The sequence below is a fragment of the Blautia sp. HCP28S3_G10 genome (genome assembly GCF_052065235.1).
Taxonomy (GTDB): Bacteria; Bacillota; Clostridia; order Lachnospirales; family Lachnospiraceae; genus Blautia_A.
On sequence record NZ_JBQHUL010000032.1, the window covers coordinates 23,523 to 46,048 of the forward strand.

Genomic DNA, 22,526 nt, shown 5'->3' on the forward strand with positions numbered 1-22,526 from the left:
GGGCTTTTACAAAGGAGGAAAATATGATAAATATTGCAGTGTTAGGATACGGTACAGTAGGAAGTGGTGTAGTTGAGGTTATCAATACAAACCACAAAAGCATCAATAAACGTGCCGGTGAAGAAATAAATATCAAATATGTGCTTGATCTGAGAGATTTTCCTGGTGATCCGGTACAGGAAGTTCTTGTACATGATTATGAAGTGATCGCAAATGATCCGGAGGTAGATATCGTAGTTGAAGTTATGGGCGGAATTGAGCCGGCATATACATTTGTTAAACGTGCTCTGGAATCAGGCAAAAGTGTCTGCACATCTAATAAGGCACTTGTTGCAAAACATGGTCCGGAACTGATGGAAATTGCCCGTTCCAAAAACATTAATTTCCTGTTTGAGGCAAGCTGTGGAGGTGGAATTCCGATCATTCGTGCGCTGAATTCTTCACTGACAGCAGATGAAATTGATGAAATAACTGGTATTCTTAATGGAACTACCAACTATATGATGACTAAAATGAGTGCAGAAGGCTGCAAATTTGATGATGTGCTGAAAGAAGCTCAGGCAAAGGGATATGCAGAAGCAGATCCTACAGCAGATGTAGAAGGTTATGATGCCTGCCGTAAAATTGCAATACTTTCTTCACTTGCCTATGGTCGTTTCCTTAATTATGAGGATATTTATACAGAAGGAATTACAGATATCACACCAGAGGATATGGAGTATGCAGCAGAGCTTGGAATGACGATCAAACTGCTTGGAACAAGCCGCAAGGTAGGTGAAGATTCTTTCTATGCTATGGTAGCGCCGTTCCTGGTTGGACAGAGCAGTCCTCTTTACAGTGTAAATGATGTATTTAATGCTGTTTTTGTACATGGTAATGTTCTTGGAGATGCAATGTTTTACGGCAGTGGAGCAGGAAAACTGCCTACAGCAAGTGCAGTAGTTGCAGATGTCGTGGATGAGGCAAAACATCTTCACAGAAATATTATGACGAACTGGTCAAGCAAACCGCTGAAACTGATGTCAATGGATCAGGTTGAGGGAAGATTCTTTGTAAGGGTCAAGGGAACAACTGTAGAACAGGTAAAAGAAGTTTTTGACCAGGTTGAAATTGTTAATCTTAAAGAGCACCCGGGAGAATTTGGATTTGTAACTTCTGTCATGAAACAGGGAGAATACGAAACAAAGGCTGCAAAACTTAATGGCAGTGTTGTTACCATGATTCGTGTAAAAGACTGAAAAGTTGCATAAAATAAAAGAAATCAGCTACAGTGTATTATAACTGGCAGTATACAGTTCCGGGAGGAAATCATGTTAATAGTAAAGAAATTTGGTGGCACATCTGTTGCTAATAAAGAGAGAATCTATAATGTGGCAAACAGATGTGTGGAAGAATATAAAAAAGGTAACGATGTAGTTGTTGTTCTTTCAGCAATGGGAAAATATACAGATGAACTTATTACCATGGCTGAGGACATTAATGAAAAACCGCCGAAGCGTGAAATGGATATGCTGTTTACAATCGGTGAGCAGATGTCAGTTGCACTCATGGCAATGGCACTGGACAAACTGGGGGTGCCGGCAGTGTCCCTGAATTCTTTTCAGGTAGCTATGCATACTACCAGCGTTCATGGGAATGCACGTCTGAAGAGAATTGATACAGAACGTATCAGACGTGAATTGGAAAATCGTAAGATTGTTGTTGTTACTGGTTTCCAGGGTGTTAACAAATACGATGATTATACAACGTTGGGCCGTGGCGGTTCAGATACAACAGCAGTTGCTCTTGCAGCAGCACTCCATGCAGATGCCTGTGAGATATACACAGACGTAGATGGTGTTTACACAGCAGATCCACGTAAAGTTCCGAATGCACGTAAGCTTAAGGAAATTACTTATGATGAGATGCTTGATCTGGCTACACTTGGCGCAGGTGTGCTTCATAACCGTTCTGTGGAAATGGCGAAGAAATACGGGGTACCACTTGTGGTGCGTTCCAGTCTGAATAATAGTGAAGGAACTGTTGTAAAGGAGGAAGTAACAGTGGAAAGAATGCTGATCAGCGGTGTTGCTCTTGATACAGATGCAGTAAGAATCGCAGTATTAGGTTTGAAGGATGTTCCTGGTATGGCCTTTAAATTATTTGATGTTCTTGCAAAAAAACATATTAACGTAGATGTTATTCTTCAGTCTATCGGCCGTGCAGGAACAAAGGATATTTCATTTACAGTAGATGGAAAGGATCTGGATGATGCAGTGGCTGCACTGGAAGAAAATCAGGCACGTCTGGGTTATAAAGAAATCCATTCAGAAAGAAATATCGCCAAACTTTCTATTGTAGGTGCAGGTATGATGAGCAATCCTGGAGTTGCTGCAAAGATGTTTGAAAGTCTTTATAATGAGGGCGTTAACATCAATATGATCTCAACATCTGAAATTCGTGTAACCGTTCTCATTAATGAAAAAGACGGTGTAAGAGCTATGAATGCGGTTCATGACGCATTTAATCTGGCAGACTGATATATGGAAGTCCATCCCTGGTACTTCAGGGGTGGACTTTTTTGGGAGGAAAAATAATGAGTAGGAGCAGAAAATACTGGAAAAGGTACGCAAAAGACAGTCTTAATGGAAACTGGGGAGTATCTATGGCAGGAATGCTGGCTGTGGCTGCAGTCAGTTTTATCGGCAGCATTATGTCCGTGGAACTTTTTCCGGGAAATACAATATTTTCTCTTGCACTGGGGCAGATTTTCAGCTTTATATTTTCATTGATTGCGATTGTTTTTCGTACAGGATATAACTATATGCTTTTGAATGAAGCAAGAGGAAAAGAATTCTCGTTGGGGAATATTTTGTATCTGTTTCACAATCAGCCAGACCGTGTGCTGATAGCGGGATTTGTAGTCTCGATACTTGATATGATCGCACAGATACCTTTTTATTATGTGGTTTATATGACTGATCAGGGAAGTACACTGGAACAGCAGGTTGCATGGGTGCAGATGACAATGGCCATGTTTGTACTGAGTCTTGTGCTGAATGTGATTTTTACAGTACCGTTTGTTCTTACATTCTATCTTCTTACAGATGATCCTGAGATGGGTGGAATGGAGGCATTAAAAACCAGTGCGCGCCTGATGAAGGGAAATATACTGAAATACTGGTTAATGATGCTGAGCTTTGTTCCGTTACTGATTTTGTCAGTATTCACTATGTATATAGGACTTTTGTGGCTTCTTCCATATATGTATATGACCGAAACAGCATTTTATATGGATATTATGGGAGAATTTAATGAAGAATCAGCCGGACCACAGACAGAAGAAACAGAATTTTGCAACTATGACGATTACAATTCAGAAGCATAGAATAATTGTAACTGAGAGAGTATCGGACAGTTACGAATAATCAGAGACAACTGGAGGAAAAAATGGATATTATTCAGGTAATAACAAAGGAACTTAATGTTGAAAAATGGCAGGTGGAAGCTGCCATAAAGCTGATCGATGAGGGCTGTACAATCCCGTTTATTTCCCGATATCGAAAAGAGGCAACAGGTTCTCTGAATGATGAACAGCTTCGTGCTCTTCATGAGAGACTTCTTTATCTGAGAAATCTGGAGGGCAAAAAAAATCAGGTTCTTACAAGCATTGAGGAACAGGGGAAACTTACACCAGAGTTAAAAAAGCAGATTCTTGCTGCCCAGACACTGGTTGTTGTAGAAGACCTGTATCGTCCGTATCGTCCAAAGAGACGTACAAGAGCTATTATTGCGAAGGAAAAAGGCCTGGAACCGCTTGCAAATATCATTACGCTTCAGATGACACAGAAACCTCTGGAAGAAGAGGCGTCAGCCTTTATTTCAGAAGAAAAGGGTGTAGAGTCGGCAAAAGATGCCATAAATGGCGCAAAAGATATTATTGCAGAGCATATTTCAGATGAAGCAGATTATCGTATTTATATTCGAAAAATAACTCAGCAGAAGGGCTCTGTTATATCAGCAGCAAAAAATCCTGAGGAATCTTCTGTATATGAAATGTATTATGAATTTGAAGAACCTGTAAAAAAGCTGGCTGGTCATCGTGTACTTGCACTGAATCGTGGAGAAAAAGAGAAATTCCTTACTGTAAAAATCAATGCTCCGGAAGATGAGATTATCGGCTGGCTGGAGAGACAGGTCATAACAAAGAAAAATCCGGTTACAACACCGGTCCTGAAAGAAGTTGTAGAGGACAGTTACAAACGTCTGATCGCACCTGCTATCGAAAGAGAAATCCGCAGTGATCTCACAGAAAAAGCAGAAGATGGTGCAATCCATGTATTTGGAAAAAATCTGGAACAGCTTCTCATGCAGCCTCCAATCGTAGGAAAAGTTGTTCTGGGGTGGGATCCGGCATTCCGTACCGGATGTAAACTTGCAGTTGTAGATCCTACCGGAAAAGTTCTGGATACTGTAGTCATTTATCCTACAGCACCTACTACAGATGCCAAAATCCGTGCTGCAAAAGAAACTTTGAAAAAACTGATCAGGAAATATAACATTTCTCTGATTTCACTTGGAAATGGAACTGCTTCCAGAGAGTCTGAACAGATTATAGTAGAATTACTGAAAGAAATTCCGGAAAAGGTTCAGTATGTTATTACAAATGAAGCAGGTGCATCTGTATATTCAGCAAGTAAGCTGGCTACAGAAGAATTCCCGAATTTCGATGTAGGACAGAGAAGTGCAGCTTCTATTGCCAGACGTCTGCAGGATCCTCTGGCTGAACTGGTAAAAATTGATCCACAGTCTATTGGTGTTGGTCAGTATCAGCATGATATGAATCAGAAAAAACTGGGGGAAGCTCTTGGCGGAGTCGTTGAGGACTGTGTAAATAAGGTCGGTGTGGATCTGAATACAGCATCTGCGTCACTTCTGGAGTATATCTCCGGTATAAGTAAAGCTATTGCGAAGAACATCGTAGCGTACAGGGAAGAAAACGGCAGATTCGAAAGCCGCCGTCAGCTTCTTAAAGTTGCCAAGCTTGGACCGAAAGCCTTTGAACAGTGTGCAGGTTTTGCACGTATTACAGGTGGAAAAAATCCGCTGGATGCAACAAGTGTACATCCTGAAAGCTATGATGCTGCTCAGAAACTTCTTGAAAAACTGGGATATAGCCTGGAAGATATTTCGGCAGGAAAACTTACCGGAATTTCCGGCCAGATTAAGAACTATAAGAAAATGGCAGAAGAACTGGGAATTGGAGAAATCACACTCCGTGATATTGTGAAAGAACTGGAAAAACCTGCCCGTGATCCTCGAGATGAGATGCCCAAACCTGTTCTTCGTACAGATGTACTGGATATGAAAGATCTGAAAGAAGGAATGATTCTGAAGGGTACCGTCAGAAATGTTATTGACTTTGGTGCTTTTGTGGATATCGGAGTACATCAGGATGGACTGGTTCATATTTCCGAGATGACAGAAAGATATATCAAACATCCGCTGGAGGCAGTGAGTGTTGGAGATGTGGTTGACGTCAGAGTGATCGGAGTAGATATGAAAAAGAAGAGAATAAGCCTTTCCATGAAGGGAATCAAATAGTTAGAAATTGAATTAATGCTTATATTATAAAATCATCCATATTTTCTCTGGACAGCGCTAAGGTTCAGGAATCTGGAAATACTAAGAAATACAGAACTTTGCTAAAAGCAATACAGAAAACGTCAAACTCATCGCTTTGCGATTCAGACAATCCGTTTTCTGTATCAACGCAAAAACCTGTATTTCAAGTATTTCTGCAAATTCCTTCACAGGCCGCACTGCACAGAGAAATATGGATGATTTTTGTGTATACAAGACAGAAAATACAATTAAGCTATATTTTACCTGTCATGGAGTTGTGGGGCGTTTGTCAGCGCACCTGCGGTGCGCGTGGTCCGCAAGCTGGAATTCTGTGTACGGAGCGATTTCTGAGCCGGAATATACTTATAAATTATGAAATCTACATATTGCCAATTTCAGCAACAGAAAAAAGATACCCTGTCATCAACGCTCTGCAGGAATTATAGAAATTCTTAGAAATCAGGAAACTGTGTTATAAATGAAAAACAAACTGTTTGAGCGTAGCGAGTTGTTTTTTTTTATTTATGAATTTAACAGTTGACTGTATTTCTTTAGAATTTCATGATTCCGAAGCTTGTTGATGACAGGGTATCTTTATTTCTGTTGCGTGATATTCCAATTTTCAGTTGCAAAAATCAAATATCAATTCCGGCTCAGGAGAGCGGAGTCATTAGAGAATTCCTGTCCGCTTGCTTTTTCAAACTGATCCAGCAGGTTTCGTACGGTCAGTTTCTTTTTTTCCTCACCCTGGATATCAAGGATAATCTTACCTTCCATCATCATGATCAGACGATTTCCGTGAGCAATAGCGTCCTGCATGTTATGAGTTATCATAAGAGTAGTAAGGTGATCACGATTAACGATCATTTCTGTGATCTCGAGAACCTTTGCAGCAGTTTTCGGGTCAAGGGCTGCTGTGTGCTCATCCAGAAGCAGAAGCTTCGGCTTCTTTAAAGTCGCCATCAGAAGTGTCAGAGCCTGTCTTTGTCCACCTGAAAGAAGACCAACTTTGGAAGTAAGACGATCTTCAAGACCAAGACCAAGAACTTTAAGAAGTTCTCTGTATTCGTCACGTTCTGCTTTGGTAATACCTGCACGGAGAGAACGGAATTTACCACGACGTTTTGCAAGTGCAAGGTTTTCTTCAATTCCCATAGTTGCGGCAGTACCGGTCATAGGATCCTGGAAAACACGGCCAAGATAAGCAGCTCTTTTGTGTTCCGGTAATTTTGTGACATCTGTACCATCAATAAGAATCTGACCATTATCAACAAACCAGGTTCCTGCTACTGCATTCAGCATGGTTGATTTTCCGGCACCATTACCACCGATAACAGTAACAAAATCCCCTTCATTTAAAGTAAGATTCAATCCATTAAGAGCGACCTTTTCATTGATTGTTCCAGGATTGAAAGTTTTATAGATATTTTTTAACTCAAGCATTTTTGTTTCCTCCCCGTTTGGTAGGTTTTGCAAAGTATTTACTCTGCCAGTGTGGAACTGCAAGGAAGACTGCAACAACAAGTGCAGAAAGCAGTTTCAGAAGATCTGTGTCAATTCCCATCCAGATAACTGTCTGGAGAACCAGATAATAAAGGATAGAACCAAATGCCACACTGAGAAGACGGAGAGCAAAATTGCGGAAAATTCGTCCGAAAACAGCTTCTCCGATAATGACAGCGGCAAGACCGATAACGATAGAACCACGTCCCATGTTAATGTCGGCAAATCCCTGATACTGTGCGAGAAGTGCACTGGAAAGAGCAACAAGACCGTTGGAGATCATAAGTCCGAGTACTTTGCAGACGTCAGTATTGATACCCTGTGCACGTGACATATTCGGGTTGCATCCGGTAGCACGGAGGGAACATCCAAGTTCCGTTCCGAAGAACCAGTATAGTATTGCAATAAGAACAACAATAAAAATAGCTACAATAAGAATTGTATTCTGATAGAATGGAACATTTTTTACATTACGAAGGGAAACAAGGAGATTGTATTTGTTTCCGTTTACAGCCTGGTTGGCTTTTCCCATGATTTTAAGGTTTACAGAATAAAGACCAAGCTGTGTAAGAATACCGGCAAGGATTGCAGGAATACCCATGAAAGTATGAAAAATTCCGGTTGCAAGTCCGGCCAGCATACCTGCTGCAGTGGCAGCAATCATAGATACGAACATGCTGTGTCCGCTCATCAGCATCATGACACAGACTGCACCTCCGGTGCACATAGTACCGTCAACAGTAAGGTCGGCGACATCCAGAATACGGAAAGTAAGATAGACACCAATTGCCATAATACCCCAGATAAGACCCTGGGCCGCAGCACCTGGAAGTGCATTTACTAAAGTTATTATGTTCATTTCAGTTCCTCCTGATTAACACAGACAGCGAGAAAGGATATCCTTTCCCGCTGTAAAAAGTGATTTGAATTTTTAGTTAAATATTGTCGGGGTTATACTGATATTATTCAGCTGCCTCTTCTGTGTCAGCTTCTTCTGTATTTTCTTCTGCTGCTGCATCAGCTTCTTCAGAAGAATCATCGCTTTCTTCTTCTGCGTCAGCACCGATTGCTACATAGTCATCAGGAACTTCTACACCGAGTTCTTCGCAGATTTCCGGATTGTATTCTTTGGTGAACTGAGGTGCATATTCAACAGGCATTGTAGAAATGTCTTCACCGTCTACAAGAATTTTGAGTGCCATTTTACCGGTAGCAACACCAAGATCATAGTAGTTGATGGAAAGAGTAGCAACACCGCATCCTTCGCAGATACCTTCTTCGCCAGTGATTACCGGAACTTTTTCCGGAAGGCAGATGTTGTTGATGATTTCTGTATTAGCTGCAACTGTGTTGTCTGTAGGAACATAGATAACATCACTCTCAGATGCTGCTGTTGTTGCTACAGAAGAAAGGTCATTGGAATCTGAGAATGCATAATATTCACAGGTGTATCCTAATTTTTCAAGAGCTACTTTAACTGTATCTACCTGATACTGGGAGTTTGCCTCTGCTGAGCAGTAAATAAGACCTACATTCTTTGCATCCGGGAAGAGTTCATTCAGCATTGCAGCCTGATCTTCCAGTGGAGCAAGGTCTGAAGTACCGGAGATGTTTCCACCTACTGTTCCGTCAAAATCATCAAGATCAAGAGCAACACCATATTCTGTTACGGAAGTACCAAGGATCGGGATATCTGTAGTACCTGCTGCAGCTGCCTGAAGCGCAGGAGTTGCGTTTGCAAGGATAAGATCTACACCATCAGAAACGAAATCTGTAATGATTGTAGAACAGGTGTTGGAATCGCCCTGTGCGTTCTGCTCATCAAATGTTACTTTGTCACCAAGTTCTTCTGTAATCGCATCTTTGAATCCCTGTGTTGCAGCATCGAGAGCTTCATGCTGTACAAGCTGGCAGATACCGATGTTGTATGTTTTATCGTCTGCTTTGTCATCTGCTGCAAAAACGCTGACACCTCCCATGCCAACTACCATTGTTGCAGACAGAACGCCTGCTAAAATCTGCTTTTTCATATTTTATTTCCTCCTGAATTTTAATTCTTTTCATAAGAATCATTAAACTTGTTTCAGTATACCGCTTTAACGCATGGAAGTCAAGAAGTATTGCGACTTTATTGTGCTAAAATATTCTGGCATTGTAACTGTTTACAGGTAATAACTCTAGAGGTGTTTTGCCATGAATATGGCAAAATCCCGAGACATACGGGGCAAAATCCCATCACCGAAGGTGATCTGGAATGGATTTTGACCAAATATCATCCTATATAATACAAAAAAATTTGGACTGTCAAAAAGATAGTGCGATTTTTTTATATTTATTGACAATTCAAAACTGGTTATGTATAGTAAAAGTACTTGCAAAGAGGCGTAATCATTAAATGTTGCGCCTCTTTTGTTCAGCAAACATGGAACAGCACATGAAATGGAGGAAGAAGAAATGAAAAAAGCATTGGTAATCGGACTTACAGCAGCAATGGCAGTTTCTATGTCAGCAACAGCTCCTGTATATGCAGCAGACGGTATTGCTAAAGAAGATCTCAAGGTTGGTATCATCTATATTGGTGATGAGAACGAAGGTTATTCCGCAGCTCATATGGCAGGTATCGATGAAATGGAAGAAAATCTTGGCATCGATGATTCTCAGGTTATTGAGAAAACTCTGGTAGGTGAAGATGAGGGATGTTTTGATGCAGCAGCAGACCTTGCAGATCAGGGATGTCAGATTGTATTTGCAAACAGCTTCGGACATGAAAGCTATATCCTTGAAGCAGCCGGAGAATATCCGGATGTTCAGTTCTGTCATGCAACAGGTACACAGGCAGCATCAAGCGGACTTTCCAATATGCATAACTACTTTACAAACATTTATGAAGCACGTTATGTTTCCGGTGTTGTAGCTGGCCTTAAACTGAATGAAATGATCGATGACGGAACTATTACAGAAGATAACTGCAAAATGGGTTATGTTGGTGCATTCCCGTATGCAGAGGTTATTTCCGGTTATACTTCTTTCTACCTTGGTGCAAAGAGTGTATGCCCTTCCGTTACAATGGAAGTAAAATACACCAACAGCTGGGCAAGCTTTGACCTTGAAAAAGAATGTGCAGATGCTCTGATTTCTGACGGATGTGTACTGATCAGCCAGCACGCAGACACAACAGGTGCTCCGACAGCCTGCGAAGCAGCCGGTGTTCCTTGTGTAGGTTACAACATTGACATGACATCTGTAGCTCCGAATACAGCACTCACATCTGCATCTATGGACTGGGGTGTATATTATACATATGCAGTACAGTGCATGCTTGATGGAACAGAAATTGACACTGACTGGTGCAAGGGCTTCGCTGATGGGGCAGATAAAATCACACCTCTCAACGAAAAAGTTGTAGCAGAAGGAACAGATGAAAAGGTTAAAGAAGTAGAAGATGCACTCAGCGATGGTTCTCTTCATGTATTTGACACTTCTACATTCACAGTAGATGGTAAAGAACTTACTACTTATAAGAAAGATGGAAGCGATACAGAATATATCTCTGACGGATATTTCCATGAATCAGAATATGGTTCTGCTCCGGCATTTGACATTGCAATTGACGGAATTACATCTATCACAGAATAATGAATACTCAGGCGGGGCTGCTTGTCAGCAGCTCTGCTTTTTTGTATGATGGAAATGTCTGGAAGCACTGTATATGATCCATGATACAAAAAAGCACATTTACAGTTGATATTCACAGGAATAAGGAGTGCGGTGAACATTAACTGTTTACACCTGTGTGACTACAGACAAGGAGGGAATGGAAGTGGCAGAAAAATATGCACTTGAGCTTAAAAATATTACCAAACGTTTTGGCTCTGTTCTTGCAAATGACCATGTAGATCTGACACTGAAAAAATCTGAGATACTTGCGATCCTTGGAGAAAACGGAAGTGGTAAGACAACACTGATGAATATGATCTATGGAATCTATTATCCGGATGAAGGACAGATATTTGTAGATGGAAAAGAAGTTACAATACGTTCACCAAAAGATTCTTTTGCCTTGGGAATCGGAATGGTACATCAGCATTTTAAACTGGTTGATGTACTGACAGCGGCGGAAAATATTATGCTGGGGCTTCCTGGCAAACAGATGCTTAATATGAAAAAGGTAACTGAGGATATCCAGAAGATTGTAAATAAATATGGATTTGACCTGGATCTCTCACAGAAGATATATGAAATGTCAGTTTCTCAGAAGCAGACAGTAGAGATTGTCAAGATGCTTTACAGAGGCGCAAGGATTCTGATTCTTGATGAGCCGACTGCTGTACTGACTCCACAGGAAGCGGACAGACTTTTTGACATTCTTCGAAATATGAGAGACGATGGCTGTTCAATTATTATTATCACACATAAACTTCAGGAAGTGCTCGCACTTTCCGACCGTGTGGCAATCCTCCGTAAAGGTCAGTATATTGACACTGTAGAAACATCTCAGGCGAATGTACAGAGTCTTTCAGATATGATGGTAGGAAACAAAGTTGACCTCAATATTGACCGCCCGAAACCGGAAAATGTGCAGAAGCGTCTTTGTATCCAGGGTCTGAACTGCAAAGACAAAGAAGGTGTCAAGACGCTCGATGATGTAGATCTGACTGTTAATTCAGGCGAGATTCTTGGTATTGCCGGTATTTCAGGAAGTGGTCAGAAAGAACTGCTGGAAGCCATTGCAGGTCTTCAGGAAGTCGAAAGTGGAAGTATTAAGCTGATCGATGAAAAGGGCAATGAAAAAGAACTTTCAAAAATGGATTCCATTGCAATAAATGAAGCGGGAATCAGCCTGGCATTTGTTCCGGAAGACCGTATTGGTATGGGACTTGTCGGTGATATGGATATGACAGATAACATGATGATCCGGAGCTATCGTAATGGAAAAGGCCCTTTTCTTGATCGTAAAGGGCCACGTGTACTGGCGCAGAAAATTAAAGATAAACTTGAGGTTATGACTCCAAGTATTTCTGCTCCGGTACGCCAGATGTCCGGTGGAAATGTACAGAAAGTTCTGGTAGGAAGAGAAATTGCCCAGAACCCGAAAGTTCTTCTGGTTGCATTTCCTACAAGAGGTGTGGATGTAAATACTTCTCATGTTATTTATGAACTTCTGAATGAACAGAAAAAGAATGGGGTTGCAGTTGTCTGTGTAATCGAAGATCTTGATGTTGTTCTGGAACTCTGCGACAGAATTGCGGTTCTCTGCGGTGGCTGCATCAGCGGTATTGTTGATGGAAGGTCTGCAACAAAAGAGGGAATTGGACTTCTTATGACGAAACATGAAAAAGGAGGGGAACAGAATGCATAAGGAACCTTTCTTAAAAATGTCAAAAAGAGAGCATATCAGCTGGCAGAAAAGACTGGGAATCCGTTTTATTGCGCTTGTTCTGGCGCTGATCGTCTGTGCGGGTGTTATTGTTGCTCTTGTAAAAATGAATCCGCTAGATGTATATAAAGCAATCTGGGACGGTGCACTTGGATCAGAGAGACGTGTCTGGATGACTCTCCGTGATACAATGGTACTGTTATGTATTTCCATTGGTCTGGCACCGGCATTCAAAATGCGTTTCTGGAATATCGGAGCAGAAGGCCAGATACTGATCGGTGGCGCCTGCTCAGCAGCTATTATGATTTATGCAGGTGACAAAATGCCGACAGTAGCTCTGCTGGTGGTAATGTTTGTGGCAAGTGCCCTGGGCGGTCTTATCTGGGGAATGATTCCGGCTGTTTTCAAAGCATACTGGAATACAAACGAAACACTTTTTACCCTGATGCTGAACTATGTGGCAATGCAGGTTGTTACATACTGTATTGTTTTCTGGGAAAATCCAAAAGGCTCCAATACAGTTGGTATTATTAATCAGGCAACACAGGCAGGTTGGCTGCCTGAACTGTTTGGACAGAAATATGGATGGAACCTTGTGATCGTACTTGCATTTACAGTAATTATGTTTATTTATCTGAAATACAGTAAACAGGGATACGAGATCGCAGTGGTTGGTGAAAGTGAAAATACTGCACGTTATGCAGGTATTCATGTTAAAAGAGTAATTATCCGTACCATGGCTATTTCCGGTGCAATCTGTGGTATCGCAGGATTTGTTATTGTAAGCGGTGCGAGCCATACAATTTCTACTGCGACAGCAGGAGGTCGTGGATTCACAGCAATCATTGTTGCATGGCTTTCCAAGTTTAATACATTTATCATGGTTGCTGTTTCTTTTGGTATTATTTTTATGAATCAGGGTGCAGTTCAGATCGCAACACAGTACGGACTGAATGAGAACGCTTCTGATGTTATTCTTGGAATTATTCTGTTCTTCCTGATCGGAGCAGAATTCTTTATCAATTACAGAGTTGAGCGTGCAAAGAAATAGGAGGAAGATGCAATGAGTGTACTGATTATTTTTATCCAGAAAGCAATAGTCCAGGGCATCTGTATTCTTTATGGTGCGCTTGGTGAAATCATGACAGAGAAATCCGGTAACCTGAATCTGGGTATTCCGGGTATTATGTATATGGGTGGTATTGCCGGTCTGATGGGAGCCTTCTTTTATGAAAAAGATAATCCGGATCCGAATGCTTTTATAGGTATTCTGATATCTTTTGTATGTGCATTTGCATGTGCGGCAATCGGTGGTCTCATCTATAGTATTCTGACCATAACACTTCGAGTAAATCAGAATGTAACCGGTCTTGCACTTACTATTTTTGGTACCGGTTTTGGTAACTTCTTTGGTGGTTCCATCTCCAAGCTTGCAGGTGGTGTAGGTCAGATTTCCGTAAAGGTTACAGGTAGCGGCTACACGGCAAAAATTCCGGGATTATCAAAGATACCTGTACTTGGTGGTATTTTGTTTAATTATGGTTTTATGACGTATTTATGTATTGTTGTGGCAGTAATCCTTTCGGTATTTCTTTTTAAAACACGTACAGGTCTGAATCTTCGTGCTATCGGTGAAAATCCGGGAACTGCAGATGCGGCAGGTATTAATGTTACGAAATATAAATATCTGTCCACATGTATCGGAGCAGGACTTGCGGGACTTGGCGGACTTTACTTTGTTATGGAGTATTCTGGTGGAACGTGGACAGATAACGGTTTTGGTGACAGAGGCTGGCTTGCTGTAGCACTGGTTATCTTTGCATTGTGGAAGCCGCTGAATGCAATCTGGGGAGCTTTCCTTTTTGGCGCTCTTTATATTCTGTATCTCTATATTCCTGGTCTGGGAAGAAGTATGCAGGAAGTGTTCAAGGCACTGCCGTATGTGGTAACTATTATTGTACTTGTATTTACCAGCTTCCGAAAGAAGAAGGAACATCAGCCGCCGGCTGCGTTGGGACTGCCTTACTTCCGGGAAGAAAGATAAAGAATTCCCGGTGAGGACTGGGAAAAGGATAAAAATTTATAGGGGATTTCTGATAAATGTTCTTTTAATATGACACTCAGAATAACAGATTTCCGGACACGTTACGGTTCCTGTGCAATCTGTGTACCGTTTATTAACTGCCATTCGGGGCGAACTCGCTTCGCTCAGACATGCCCCTCGGTGGCAGTAACGGACACAGATCTTACGACGGAACCTCACTTGCCGTCCTGAAATCTGTTATTTTTTGTGTCATGCCAGAGACTTTCTCAGAAATCCTTTTCTAATGTTTCACTGTTTCCCAATCTGCACCGTACTTTATAGAGTTAGCGGCGTTCCGCCGCGGAGCCCCAACCGTGGAACGGTTTTATGTGGAGCGGTGCAAGGGAACGGGACTCCCGCGATTCATGGTTTGGAAAAATACAGATAACAGCGCGGAGAAAGAATTGGGCTGTACAGCTTGAAAAGATATCCGATGCCAGAATTGAGCAAATGCCTGTGCAGATTCCGTTAATGAGATGCAGGCTAGCGCTGTCACAGAGGACCATGTCTGAGCGAAGCGAGTTCGGTCCGAATGACAGCAGATAAGCGCATGCATCGAATTAGGAATCAAGCATTATTTGCGAGATCTGGCATTGGATATCTTGCACAAGCGTGAACTTGCGAAATCTGGCATAGTATATTTTGCACAAGCGTAAACTCAGGCACTACGTTGTTTATATCGTATACAAGCATGAATTGCAAAAAATCTCGCTTCCCTCTTGCATCCCTCCACAGTTAGTTATATAATAACCCGAGAAAGAAAATTCTTCGGGGCAGGGTGACTGATAAAATAACAAAAAGTCAGAATTCCCTACCGGCGGTAAAGTCCGCGACCCGCGCAAAGCGGCTGATCTGGTGACTGATAAAATCAGAATTCCAGAACCGACAGTAAAGTCTGGATGAGAGAAGAACACGCTGATTCATACGTGCTCAATACCCCGGGAAGAAACTCCCGGGATTTTTTATTGCCATAAAAAGCAATTAAAACGTAGAATTTTCTTTTAAAAAAGATAATTCAAAGGAGAGACAAGCATGAGTGAACAGGTATTAAGAAATGGAAATGTAACAGAGAGGAGCCGCACCAGAACAATCACACAGATAGCAATGCTGGGTGCTGTAGCAGGTGTTTTGATGAACTTTGAGTTTCCGATTCCATTCCTGGCACCATCCTTTTATCAGTTGGATTTCTCAGAAATCCCTGTACTGGTAGGTTCATTTGCAATGGGACCACTGGCAGGCGTAATTATCGAACTGGTAAAAATCCTGGTGCATCTGGTAACAAAAGGAACCCTTACAGCGGGAGTTGGTGATCTTGCCAACTTTATCTTCGGATGTACATTCGTGGTACCGGCAGGAATCCTTTATCGCTTCCACAATGTAAAGAGCCGCAAGCATGCAGTAATGGGAATGGCAGTTGGAACAGTCCTTACAACAGCAGCAGCATGCCTGATGAATGCATATGTATTGCTTCCGGCCTACGGTAAGGCATTTGGTATGCCAATTGAGGCATTTATCGAAATGGGTGCAGCAGTGCATTCTTCAGTAAACAGTCTTCTTGGTTTTGTGGCACTTATTATTGTTCCATTTAACTTATTTAAATACATTCTTACTTCCGTAATCGTATTCTTTATTTACAAAAGAATCCGTGTAGTCCTGAAAGGCGACTGATCAGGGTGCAGAATATGACTGTTTTCAGCAGCCCATAATATCAGAAAGAAGGAAAACTCATGGGAAAAATCCATAAAGTAGAAAAACTTACAGACAATCGCTTCGTGAATCTGTATCATGTAGATGCTACCAGCGTGCATAATACGCCAGTATCCTACTACGTGGCTTCCAGGGCAAAAGATACAGAGAGCATGAAAATCAAAACCAGAGTGAACAAACCAGATGGAGTGATTATTTACAGTATATATGGAGAAAAAAAAGATAAAGTAGTTCTTATACGTCAGTTCCGTTATACAATAGGTGACTATATTTATGAATTCCCGGCAGGACTTGTGGAGCCTGGAGAAGATTTTCATGATGGAGCAGTCCGTGAGATGTACGAAGAGACAGGGCTGAAATTCGAGCCACTTGAGGTAAATCCGGCTTTTGAAAAACCGTTCTTTCCGACAATCGGGCTGACTGATGAATCATGTGCCGCAGTTTATGGATACGCCAGTGGTGAGATCAGCAAGGCAGCACAGGAAGATTCAGAAGAGATAGAAGTAGTTCTGGCAGACAGAGATGAGGTAAAAAGAATCCTCAGAGAAGAAAATGTGGCGATACCATGTGCCTATATGCTGATGCATTTTCTCAGAGATAAAGATCCATTTGCATTTCTGCAGGAATTATAAAAACCGTCTTGACAAAGTGGATTTTCGTGTGTTATAGTCAACTACAGTTGTAGTGTGTAACTCGATTTCAGGAGGCATTAACTATACATAACAAAGATTGTTTATGTGGGTTAGTGTCTCTTTTTTTGTGCTTTGATTGATTTATGTAAAACGAAGGTAATTGTTCACAGGTAATATCCCGCGAGGTGTTTTGCCATGAATATGGCAAAATCCCGAGACATACGGGGCAAAATCCCATCACCGAAGGTGATTTGGAATGGATTTTGACCAAGTTGCTGTGAACGGAGTGAACAGTAACAACCGAAGTATAGCAGGCCGGCTGGATACATAAATCCCTTAAACACTCTTTGTAAAGTATAATAGTTACTGTGAACAGGAACTAACAAAACTACACAAGGAGTAAGGAAAATGAAGGACAAAATTTTTAGTGTTCTGCAGCGAGTAGGAAGAAGCTTTATGCTCCCTATCGCAATCCTTCCGGTAGCCGGACTTTTACTGGGAATCGGAAGTTCTTTTACAAATGCAACAACTCTTGAAACTTATGGACTTACAAAGATACTGGGGGAAGGCACTATTCTTCATGCATTGCTGATGATCATGAACAGTGTCGGAAGTGCTGTATTTAACAACCTGCCACTGATCTTTGCAGTTGGTGTTGCTATTGGTATGGCAAAGAAAGAAAAAGAAGTTTCTGCGCTGTCAGCAGTTATTGCGTATTTTGTCATGAATACTGCGATTAATGCCATGCTGACAATTACAGGTCAGATTCTTGACAATGGTGAAATTGCCGGATCAGTTCTGGAAGGAACTATCACTTCTGTATGTGGTATCCAGTCACTGCAGATGGGCGTGTTTGGCGGAATTATTGTAGGACTTGGTGTGGCTGCACTGCACAACAGATTCTACAGAATTCAGCTTCCAAATGCACTTTCATTCTTTGGTGGTACACGTTTCGTACCGATTATTTCTACAATCGTGTACATGTTTGTAGGAATTGCAATGTACTTTATCTGGCCGGTAGTGCAGAATGGCATTTATGCACTTGGTGGTCTTGTAACTGGTTCCGGTTATATTGGAACACTTATTTTCGGTCTCATTAAGAGAGCACTGATTCCGTTCGGACTGCATCATGTATTTTACATGCCTTTCTGGCAGACTGCTGTAGGTGGGACAATGGAAGTTGCAGGACAGATGGTACAGGGTGGACAGAATATCTTCTTTGCACAGCTTGCTGATTCTGCAAATATCGCACATTTCAGCGCAGATGCCACAAGATATTTCTCCGGAGAATTTATTTTCATGATCTTCGGCCTTCCGGGAGCAGCACTTGCAATGTATCAGTGTGCCAAACCTGAGAAGAAAAAAGCAGCAGGCGGTCTTCTTCTTTCCGCAGCACTGGCATGTATGGCAACCGGTATTACTGAGCCTCTGGAATTCTCATTTCTGTTTGTTGCTCCGGCACTTTTCGCAGTACAGGTTGTCCTTGCAGGTACGGCGTATATGCTTGCACATATGCTAAACATCGCAGTAGGACTTACTTTCTCAGGTGGGCTTCTTGACTTCTTCCTGTTTGGTATCCTCCAGGGAAATGCCAAGACAAGCTGGATAAGAGTTATTCCGGTTGGTATTATTTATTTCTTCTTATATTACTTTATCTTCAAATTTATGATCAAAAAGTTCGATTTTAAGACACCGGGACGTGAAGATGACGATGAAGAAGTTAAACTTTATACAAAAGCAGATGTAAATGCAAGAAAAGAAGCACAGAACGTTGAGAGTTCTGATGGTGCAGTCTCCGAAGATACGCTCAGTGAAATGATCACCGGAGGTCTTGGTGGTAAGAAAAATATTGCAGATGTGGACTGTTGTGCAACAAGACTTCGTTGTACTGTTCATGAAGCAGACAGAGTAAATGACGGAATTCTGAAATCTACAGGTGCTTCCGGTGTAATTCATAAAGGAAATGCCGTTCAGGTCATTTACGGACCGAATGTAACTGTGATAAAATCAAACTTAGAGGATTACCTGGAAAAAGCTCCAAACACATATGCAGAGACAGAAGAAGCTGTTGCTGAAGCAGCAGAAGAAAAACAGACAGAGGAAACAGGCAGCCAGGAAATAAAGGAAACTATCATTATCTCAAGCCCGATCACAGGTATTGCGGCAGATCTTTCAACTGCACCGGATGAGGCTTTTGCACAGAAGATGATGGGTGATGGAGCAGTGGTAACACCAGAAGATCCTTATGTACGTGCTCCGGAAGACGGAGAAGTTGCTTTTGTATTCGATACAAAACATGCAATTGGATTTATAACAGATTCCGGGATCAGTCTTCTGATCCATGTAGGAATCGATACTGTAAAACTGAACGGAGAGGGATTTGAGGCACTGGTGGAAAGCGGTCAGACTGTTAAAAAAGGTGAGCCGATGCTGAAACTTGATCTGGATTATCTGAAAGAACATGCACCGTCTGTTACATCACCGGTTCTTTGCACAGAACTGGAGGATAACCAGAGGATCCACCTTCTTAAAGATGGCCCGGTAAAAGCAGGAGAACCTTTGTTTGAGATAGAAGTTCTTCAGTAAAACTCTGCCTCATCACAGGGAAAAAGAATGTACAGGATAGCAAAAACACTGAATCATAATTCATTTATTGGAGTTGAAGAGAACAGTAATCAGGAATATCTGGTAATGGGAAAGGGCATCGCATTTGGTAAAAAACCCGGGCAGCGTGTTGAACCGGCAGAAGATACCCACATTTATTCTCTGACAAAGCTGACAGAAAGAGGTAATGCCAGGGCAATTGTACAGGGAGTTTCGCCGGTCAGTCTGGAACTGGCCAGTGCGGTGCTGGATCAGGCAGAAAAGGAATTTGGAAAGATTGATCGTTCTATTGTATTTCCTATGGCAGATCACCTGGATTTTGCTATCCGCCGTATTCAGAATGGTGAACAGATCAGCAATCCGCTGACAGATGATATACGTATCATGTTTTATAAAGAATACAAAATTGCCGCCTGTATCAGAAATCTTTTGAAAGAAAGACTTCAGATAGATATAGATGAACATGAGATTGGTTATATTGCGCTTCATGTTCACTCGGCAATTGTAGAAGAAAATGTCTCACAGGCCATGGAAGTTGCGAGAGCAGTCCGTGACAGTATTTCCCTGGTGGAAAATGTTACCGGACACAAGATAGATGTAATGTCTTTATCCTACAACCGTCTTATGAATCATATCCGTTATATGGTAGCCAGGGCAGTAAATGGTGAAAAGTTGAAGATGAACATCAACGATTATATGTCAGTGAAGTTTCCGGAAGCATTTCAGGCTGCAAAGAAAATCTGCGAGGAAATGGAAACAAGTCTGAAACTGCCAATGGAAGAGATTGAGATCGGATATTTGGCAATGCATATGGAACGTATGATGGACCGTGAAGAACAGGAATAAAAATCTATTATAAAGAAAAGGAGAATACAACTATGAAAACATTTGATTACACAATTAAAGACGAACTGGGAATCCACGCAAGACCGGCAGGACTTCTTGTAAAAGAAGCAAAGAAATTTGAATCAGCATGCACGATCACAAAAGATGGCAAAACAAAAAAACTGACACAGCTTATGATGCTTATGTCTCTGGGTGTAAAACAGGGAGATACAGTAACAATTGAAGCTGATGGCGCAGACGAAGATGCAGCTATCACAGCACTGAAAGAATTTTTTGAATCAAATCTGTAATTAAATTCCGGAGGAAAAAAGATGCAGCGTTTTCAGGGGAAATCCGTATATAAGGGAATTGCCATGGGACCTGTTGTGGTCCTGAAAAAAAATGATTATCAGGTAAAAAGAACCAGGATCGAAGATCCGGATGCAGAAGCAAAGCGTGTGACTGAGGCTGTAACAAAGTCTCAGGAGCAGCTTGGTAGACTTTATGATAAAGCGGTCAAAGAAGTTGGAGAAGCAAGTGCAGCGATCTTTGAAGTACATCAGATGATGATCGAAGATGAAGACTATCTGGAAGCTATCCAGAATATGATTCAGACAGAGCAGGTTAATGCAGAATATGCAGTAGCAGTTACAGGTGATAATTTTGCTGAAATGTTTGCAGCAATGGACGATGACTACATGAAAGCACGTTCTGCTGATATTAAAGATATTTCAGAACGGCTTGTTCGTAATCTGAGCGGACAGGAAGACACAGACCTGAGCTCCATTGAGCCGTCTGTTATCGTAGCAGATGATTTAAGTCCGAGTGAAACAGTTCAGATGGACAAAGACAAGATTCTTGCGTTTGTGACTGTACATGGTTCCACCAATTCTCATACAGCCATCCTTGCGCGTATGATGAATATTCCGGCACTGATCGGAGTCTCGATGGATCTTGATGAGTTTCATACGGGTATGACAGCTGTAGTAGATGGCTTTCAGGGACAGGTGATTTTTGACCCGGACGAAGACGTGAAGGCTGAAACTGTTACAAGAATGCAGGAAGAAGAAGAAAAAGTGAAACTTCTTCAGGAACTGAAGGGTAAAGAAAATATTACCCTTGACGGACATAAAATTAACATCTATGCCAATATCGGAAGCGTAGGAGATATTGGTTATGTTATGGAAAATGATGCGGGTGGTATCGGGCTTTTCAGAAGTGAATTCCTGTATCTCGGAAGAAATGATTTCCCGACAGAAGAGGAACAGTTTCAGGCATACAAACAGGCTGTACAGATGATGGCAGGTAAAAAAGTTATCATTCGTACACTGGATATCGGTGCTGACAAACAGGTGGATTATTTTAATCTTGGAAACGAGGATAACCCGGCCATGGGATATCGTGCGATCCGTATCTGTCTGAAACAGCCGGATATTTTCAAAACCCAGCTTCGTGCCCTTCTTCGTGCGGCAGTTTATGGCAATCTGTCCATAATGTATCCAATGATCACTTCTACTGAAGAAGTGAAGAGAATCTACGAAATTGTGGCAGAAGTTGAAGAAGAACTGAAAGCACAGGAGATTCAGTATAAGATTCCGGAACAGGGTATTATGATCGAGACTCCGGCAGCAGTTATGATCAGTGACAGACTGGCAGAGATGGTAGATTTCTTCAGTATCGGAACCAACGATCTGACCCAGTATACACTGGCTATTGACCGTCAGAATGAAAAACTGGATGATTTTTATAATCCACATCATGAAGCCATTCTCCGGATGATCCAGATGGTAGTGGATAATGCACATAAATGTGGCAAATGGGCAGGAATCTGTGGCGAGCTTGGCGCAGATGCAACACTTACAGAGCAGTTTGTACGTATGGGACTTGACGAGCTTTCTGTTGCACCGTCTATGGTTCTGAAACTACGCAAGATTGTGAGAGAGATGAAGACGGAAGAATAACTTGTTTTACACATAACAAATAGTAGTTTTGGTGGATAGCACTAAAATTTCAACCCTGGTTGGTGGATAACTGACTGGGGATTTTTTTACAAAAAAATCAAAATGAAAATCGTTTTCATATGTAACCGCCAAATAATGATGCGGTCAGATATAAAATTACTCCAGCCCTTTGCGAGTTGGAGTAATTCACTATAATTCACATGCGATTTTTGATAGATTGGAGTTTTTCA

Annotated in this window: 17 protein-coding genes and 1 riboswitch; of the genes, 14 read left to right on the forward strand and 3 right to left on the reverse strand. The window is 41.6% G+C overall.

The window, feature by feature from the left end:
• Nucleotides 1-23: 23 nt before the first annotated feature.
• The 4 genes from ACTNB8_RS12485 (at nucleotide 24) to ACTNB8_RS12500 (ending at nucleotide 5,583) form a co-directional block, all read left to right on the forward strand.
• On the forward strand, nucleotides 24-1,238 hold the full coding sequence (locus tag ACTNB8_RS12485; RefSeq protein ID WP_441055169.1) for a homoserine dehydrogenase: 1,215 nt from the start codon (nucleotides 24-26) through the stop codon (nucleotides 1,236-1,238).
• Nucleotides 1,239-1,310: 72 nt separating this feature from the next.
• Nucleotides 1,311-2,519, forward strand: a complete 1,209-nt coding sequence (locus ACTNB8_RS12490) for an aspartate kinase (RefSeq protein ID WP_441055171.1) — start codon at nucleotides 1,311-1,313, stop codon at nucleotides 2,517-2,519.
• 56 nt (nucleotides 2,520-2,575) lie between these two features.
• Entirely contained in the window at nucleotides 2,576-3,367 is a 792-nt protein-coding gene (locus ACTNB8_RS12495) for a DUF975 family protein (RefSeq protein ID WP_441055173.1), read from the forward strand.
• Nucleotides 3,368-3,429: 62 nt separating this feature from the next.
• Nucleotides 3,430-5,583 carry a Tex family protein gene (locus tag ACTNB8_RS12500; RefSeq protein ID WP_441055175.1) on the forward strand — a complete coding sequence of 718 codons (2,154 nt, stop codon included), beginning with the start codon at nucleotides 3,430-3,432 and terminating at the stop codon, nucleotides 5,581-5,583.
• Between the two features lie 663 nt (nucleotides 5,584-6,246).
• Here ACTNB8_RS12500 and ACTNB8_RS12505 read toward each other — a convergent pair.
• The 3 genes from ACTNB8_RS12505 to ACTNB8_RS12515 all read right to left on the reverse strand — a co-directional run bounded on the left by ACTNB8_RS12505 (nucleotide 6,247) and on the right by ACTNB8_RS12515 (nucleotide 9,137).
• Entirely contained in the window at nucleotides 6,247-7,047 is an 801-nt protein-coding gene (locus ACTNB8_RS12505) for an ABC transporter ATP-binding protein (RefSeq protein ID WP_441055177.1), read from the reverse strand.
• Complete coding sequence (locus ACTNB8_RS12510; RefSeq protein WP_441055179.1) at nucleotides 7,040-7,966, reverse strand: ABC transporter permease; 927 nt, start codon at nucleotides 7,964-7,966, stop codon at nucleotides 7,040-7,042. The genes ACTNB8_RS12505 and ACTNB8_RS12510 overlap by 8 nt, the downstream gene beginning before the upstream one ends.
• Before the next feature lie 103 nt (nucleotides 7,967-8,069).
• Nucleotides 8,070-9,137: an ABC transporter substrate-binding protein gene (locus ACTNB8_RS12515; protein ID WP_441055181.1), complete on the reverse strand. Its 1,068-nt coding sequence runs from the start codon at nucleotides 9,135-9,137 to the stop codon at nucleotides 8,070-8,072.
• A 460-nt stretch (nucleotides 9,138-9,597) separates the two neighbouring features.
• Between ACTNB8_RS12515 and ACTNB8_RS12520 the strand changes: the two genes are divergently transcribed.
• The 10 genes from ACTNB8_RS12520 (at nucleotide 9,598) to ptsP (ending at nucleotide 22,296) form a co-directional block, all read left to right on the forward strand.
• Nucleotides 9,598-10,743 (forward strand): BMP family ABC transporter substrate-binding protein, encoded by a 1,146-nt coding sequence (locus ACTNB8_RS12520; RefSeq protein WP_441055201.1) that lies wholly within the window; start codon nucleotides 9,598-9,600, stop codon nucleotides 10,741-10,743.
• A gap of 184 nt (nucleotides 10,744-10,927) precedes the next feature.
• The gene (locus ACTNB8_RS12525) at nucleotides 10,928-12,466 is read left to right on the forward strand and encodes an ABC transporter ATP-binding protein (protein WP_441055183.1); all 1,539 of its coding nucleotides are present in this window, start codon (nucleotides 10,928-10,930) and stop codon (nucleotides 12,464-12,466) included.
• Nucleotides 12,459-13,535, forward strand: coding sequence for an ABC transporter permease (locus ACTNB8_RS12530; RefSeq protein ID WP_441055185.1), 1,077 nt, complete (start codon nucleotides 12,459-12,461; stop codon nucleotides 13,533-13,535). The genes ACTNB8_RS12525 and ACTNB8_RS12530 overlap by 8 nt, the downstream gene beginning before the upstream one ends.
• Before the next feature lie 12 nt (nucleotides 13,536-13,547).
• Nucleotides 13,548-14,528: an ABC transporter permease gene (locus ACTNB8_RS12535; RefSeq protein WP_441055187.1), complete on the forward strand. Its 981-nt coding sequence runs from the start codon at nucleotides 13,548-13,550 to the stop codon at nucleotides 14,526-14,528.
• A 799-nt stretch (nucleotides 14,529-15,327) separates the two neighbouring features.
• A riboswitch (FMN riboswitch) is annotated at nucleotides 15,328-15,482 on the forward strand.
• Nucleotides 15,483-15,599: 117 nt separating this feature from the next.
• Entirely contained in the window at nucleotides 15,600-16,235 is a 636-nt protein-coding gene (locus ACTNB8_RS12540; RefSeq protein WP_441055189.1) for an ECF transporter S component, read from the forward strand.
• A gap of 59 nt (nucleotides 16,236-16,294) precedes the next feature.
• Nucleotides 16,295-16,906, forward strand: coding sequence for an NUDIX hydrolase (locus ACTNB8_RS12545; RefSeq protein ID WP_441055191.1), 612 nt, complete (start codon nucleotides 16,295-16,297; stop codon nucleotides 16,904-16,906).
• Between the two features lie 408 nt (nucleotides 16,907-17,314).
• Nucleotides 17,315-19,492: a glucose PTS transporter subunit IIA gene (locus ACTNB8_RS12550; protein ID WP_441055193.1), complete on the forward strand. Its 2,178-nt coding sequence runs from the start codon at nucleotides 17,315-17,317 to the stop codon at nucleotides 19,490-19,492.
• Nucleotides 19,493-19,519: 27 nt separating this feature from the next.
• Complete coding sequence (locus ACTNB8_RS12555) at nucleotides 19,520-20,356, forward strand: PRD domain-containing protein (RefSeq protein ID WP_441055195.1); 837 nt, start codon at nucleotides 19,520-19,522, stop codon at nucleotides 20,354-20,356.
• Nucleotides 20,357-20,388: 32 nt separating this feature from the next.
• Nucleotides 20,389-20,646 carry an HPr family phosphocarrier protein gene (locus tag ACTNB8_RS12560; protein ID WP_441055197.1) on the forward strand — a complete coding sequence of 86 codons (258 nt, stop codon included), beginning with the start codon at nucleotides 20,389-20,391 and terminating at the stop codon, nucleotides 20,644-20,646.
• A 21-nt stretch (nucleotides 20,647-20,667) separates the two neighbouring features.
• The gene (ptsP, locus tag ACTNB8_RS12565) at nucleotides 20,668-22,296 is read left to right on the forward strand and encodes a phosphoenolpyruvate--protein phosphotransferase (protein ID WP_441055199.1); all 1,629 of its coding nucleotides are present in this window, start codon (nucleotides 20,668-20,670) and stop codon (nucleotides 22,294-22,296) included.
• Nucleotides 22,297-22,526 lie beyond the last annotated feature (230 nt).

Excerpts from the sequence above, each read along its gene's own strand:
- ACTNB8_RS12485 (WP_441055169.1), top strand. The coding sequence starts at position 24 with ATGATAAATATTGCAGTGTTAGGATACGGTACAGTAGGAAGTGGTGTA.
- ACTNB8_RS12490 (WP_441055171.1), top strand. The coding sequence starts at position 1,311 with ATGTTAATAGTAAAGAAATTTGGTGGCACATCTGTTGCTAATAAAGAG.
- ACTNB8_RS12495 (WP_441055173.1), top strand. The coding sequence starts at position 2,576 with ATGAGTAGGAGCAGAAAATACTGGAAAAGGTACGCAAAAGACAGTCTT.
- ACTNB8_RS12500 (WP_441055175.1), top strand. The coding sequence starts at position 3,430 with ATGGATATTATTCAGGTAATAACAAAGGAACTTAATGTTGAAAAATGG.
- ACTNB8_RS12505 (WP_441055177.1), bottom strand. The coding sequence starts at position 7,047 with ATGCTTGAGTTAAAAAATATCTATAAAACTTTCAATCCTGGAACAATC.
- ACTNB8_RS12510 (WP_441055179.1), bottom strand. The coding sequence starts at position 7,966 with ATGAACATAATAACTTTAGTAAATGCACTTCCAGGTGCTGCGGCCCAG.
- ACTNB8_RS12515 (WP_441055181.1), bottom strand. The coding sequence starts at position 9,137 with ATGAAAAAGCAGATTTTAGCAGGCGTTCTGTCTGCAACAATGGTAGTT.
- ACTNB8_RS12520 (WP_441055201.1), top strand. The coding sequence starts at position 9,598 with ATGGCAGTTTCTATGTCAGCAACAGCTCCTGTATATGCAGCAGACGGT.
- ACTNB8_RS12530 (WP_441055185.1), top strand. The coding sequence starts at position 12,459 with ATGCATAAGGAACCTTTCTTAAAAATGTCAAAAAGAGAGCATATCAGC.
- ACTNB8_RS12535 (WP_441055187.1), top strand. The coding sequence starts at position 13,548 with ATGAGTGTACTGATTATTTTTATCCAGAAAGCAATAGTCCAGGGCATC.
- ACTNB8_RS12540 (WP_441055189.1), top strand. The coding sequence starts at position 15,600 with ATGAGTGAACAGGTATTAAGAAATGGAAATGTAACAGAGAGGAGCCGC.
- ACTNB8_RS12545 (WP_441055191.1), top strand. The coding sequence starts at position 16,295 with ATGGGAAAAATCCATAAAGTAGAAAAACTTACAGACAATCGCTTCGTG.
- ACTNB8_RS12550 (WP_441055193.1), top strand. The coding sequence starts at position 17,315 with ATGAAGGACAAAATTTTTAGTGTTCTGCAGCGAGTAGGAAGAAGCTTT.
- ACTNB8_RS12555 (WP_441055195.1), top strand. The coding sequence starts at position 19,520 with ATGTACAGGATAGCAAAAACACTGAATCATAATTCATTTATTGGAGTT.
- ACTNB8_RS12560 (WP_441055197.1), top strand. The coding sequence starts at position 20,389 with ATGAAAACATTTGATTACACAATTAAAGACGAACTGGGAATCCACGCA.
- ptsP (WP_441055199.1), top strand. The coding sequence starts at position 20,668 with ATGCAGCGTTTTCAGGGGAAATCCGTATATAAGGGAATTGCCATGGGA.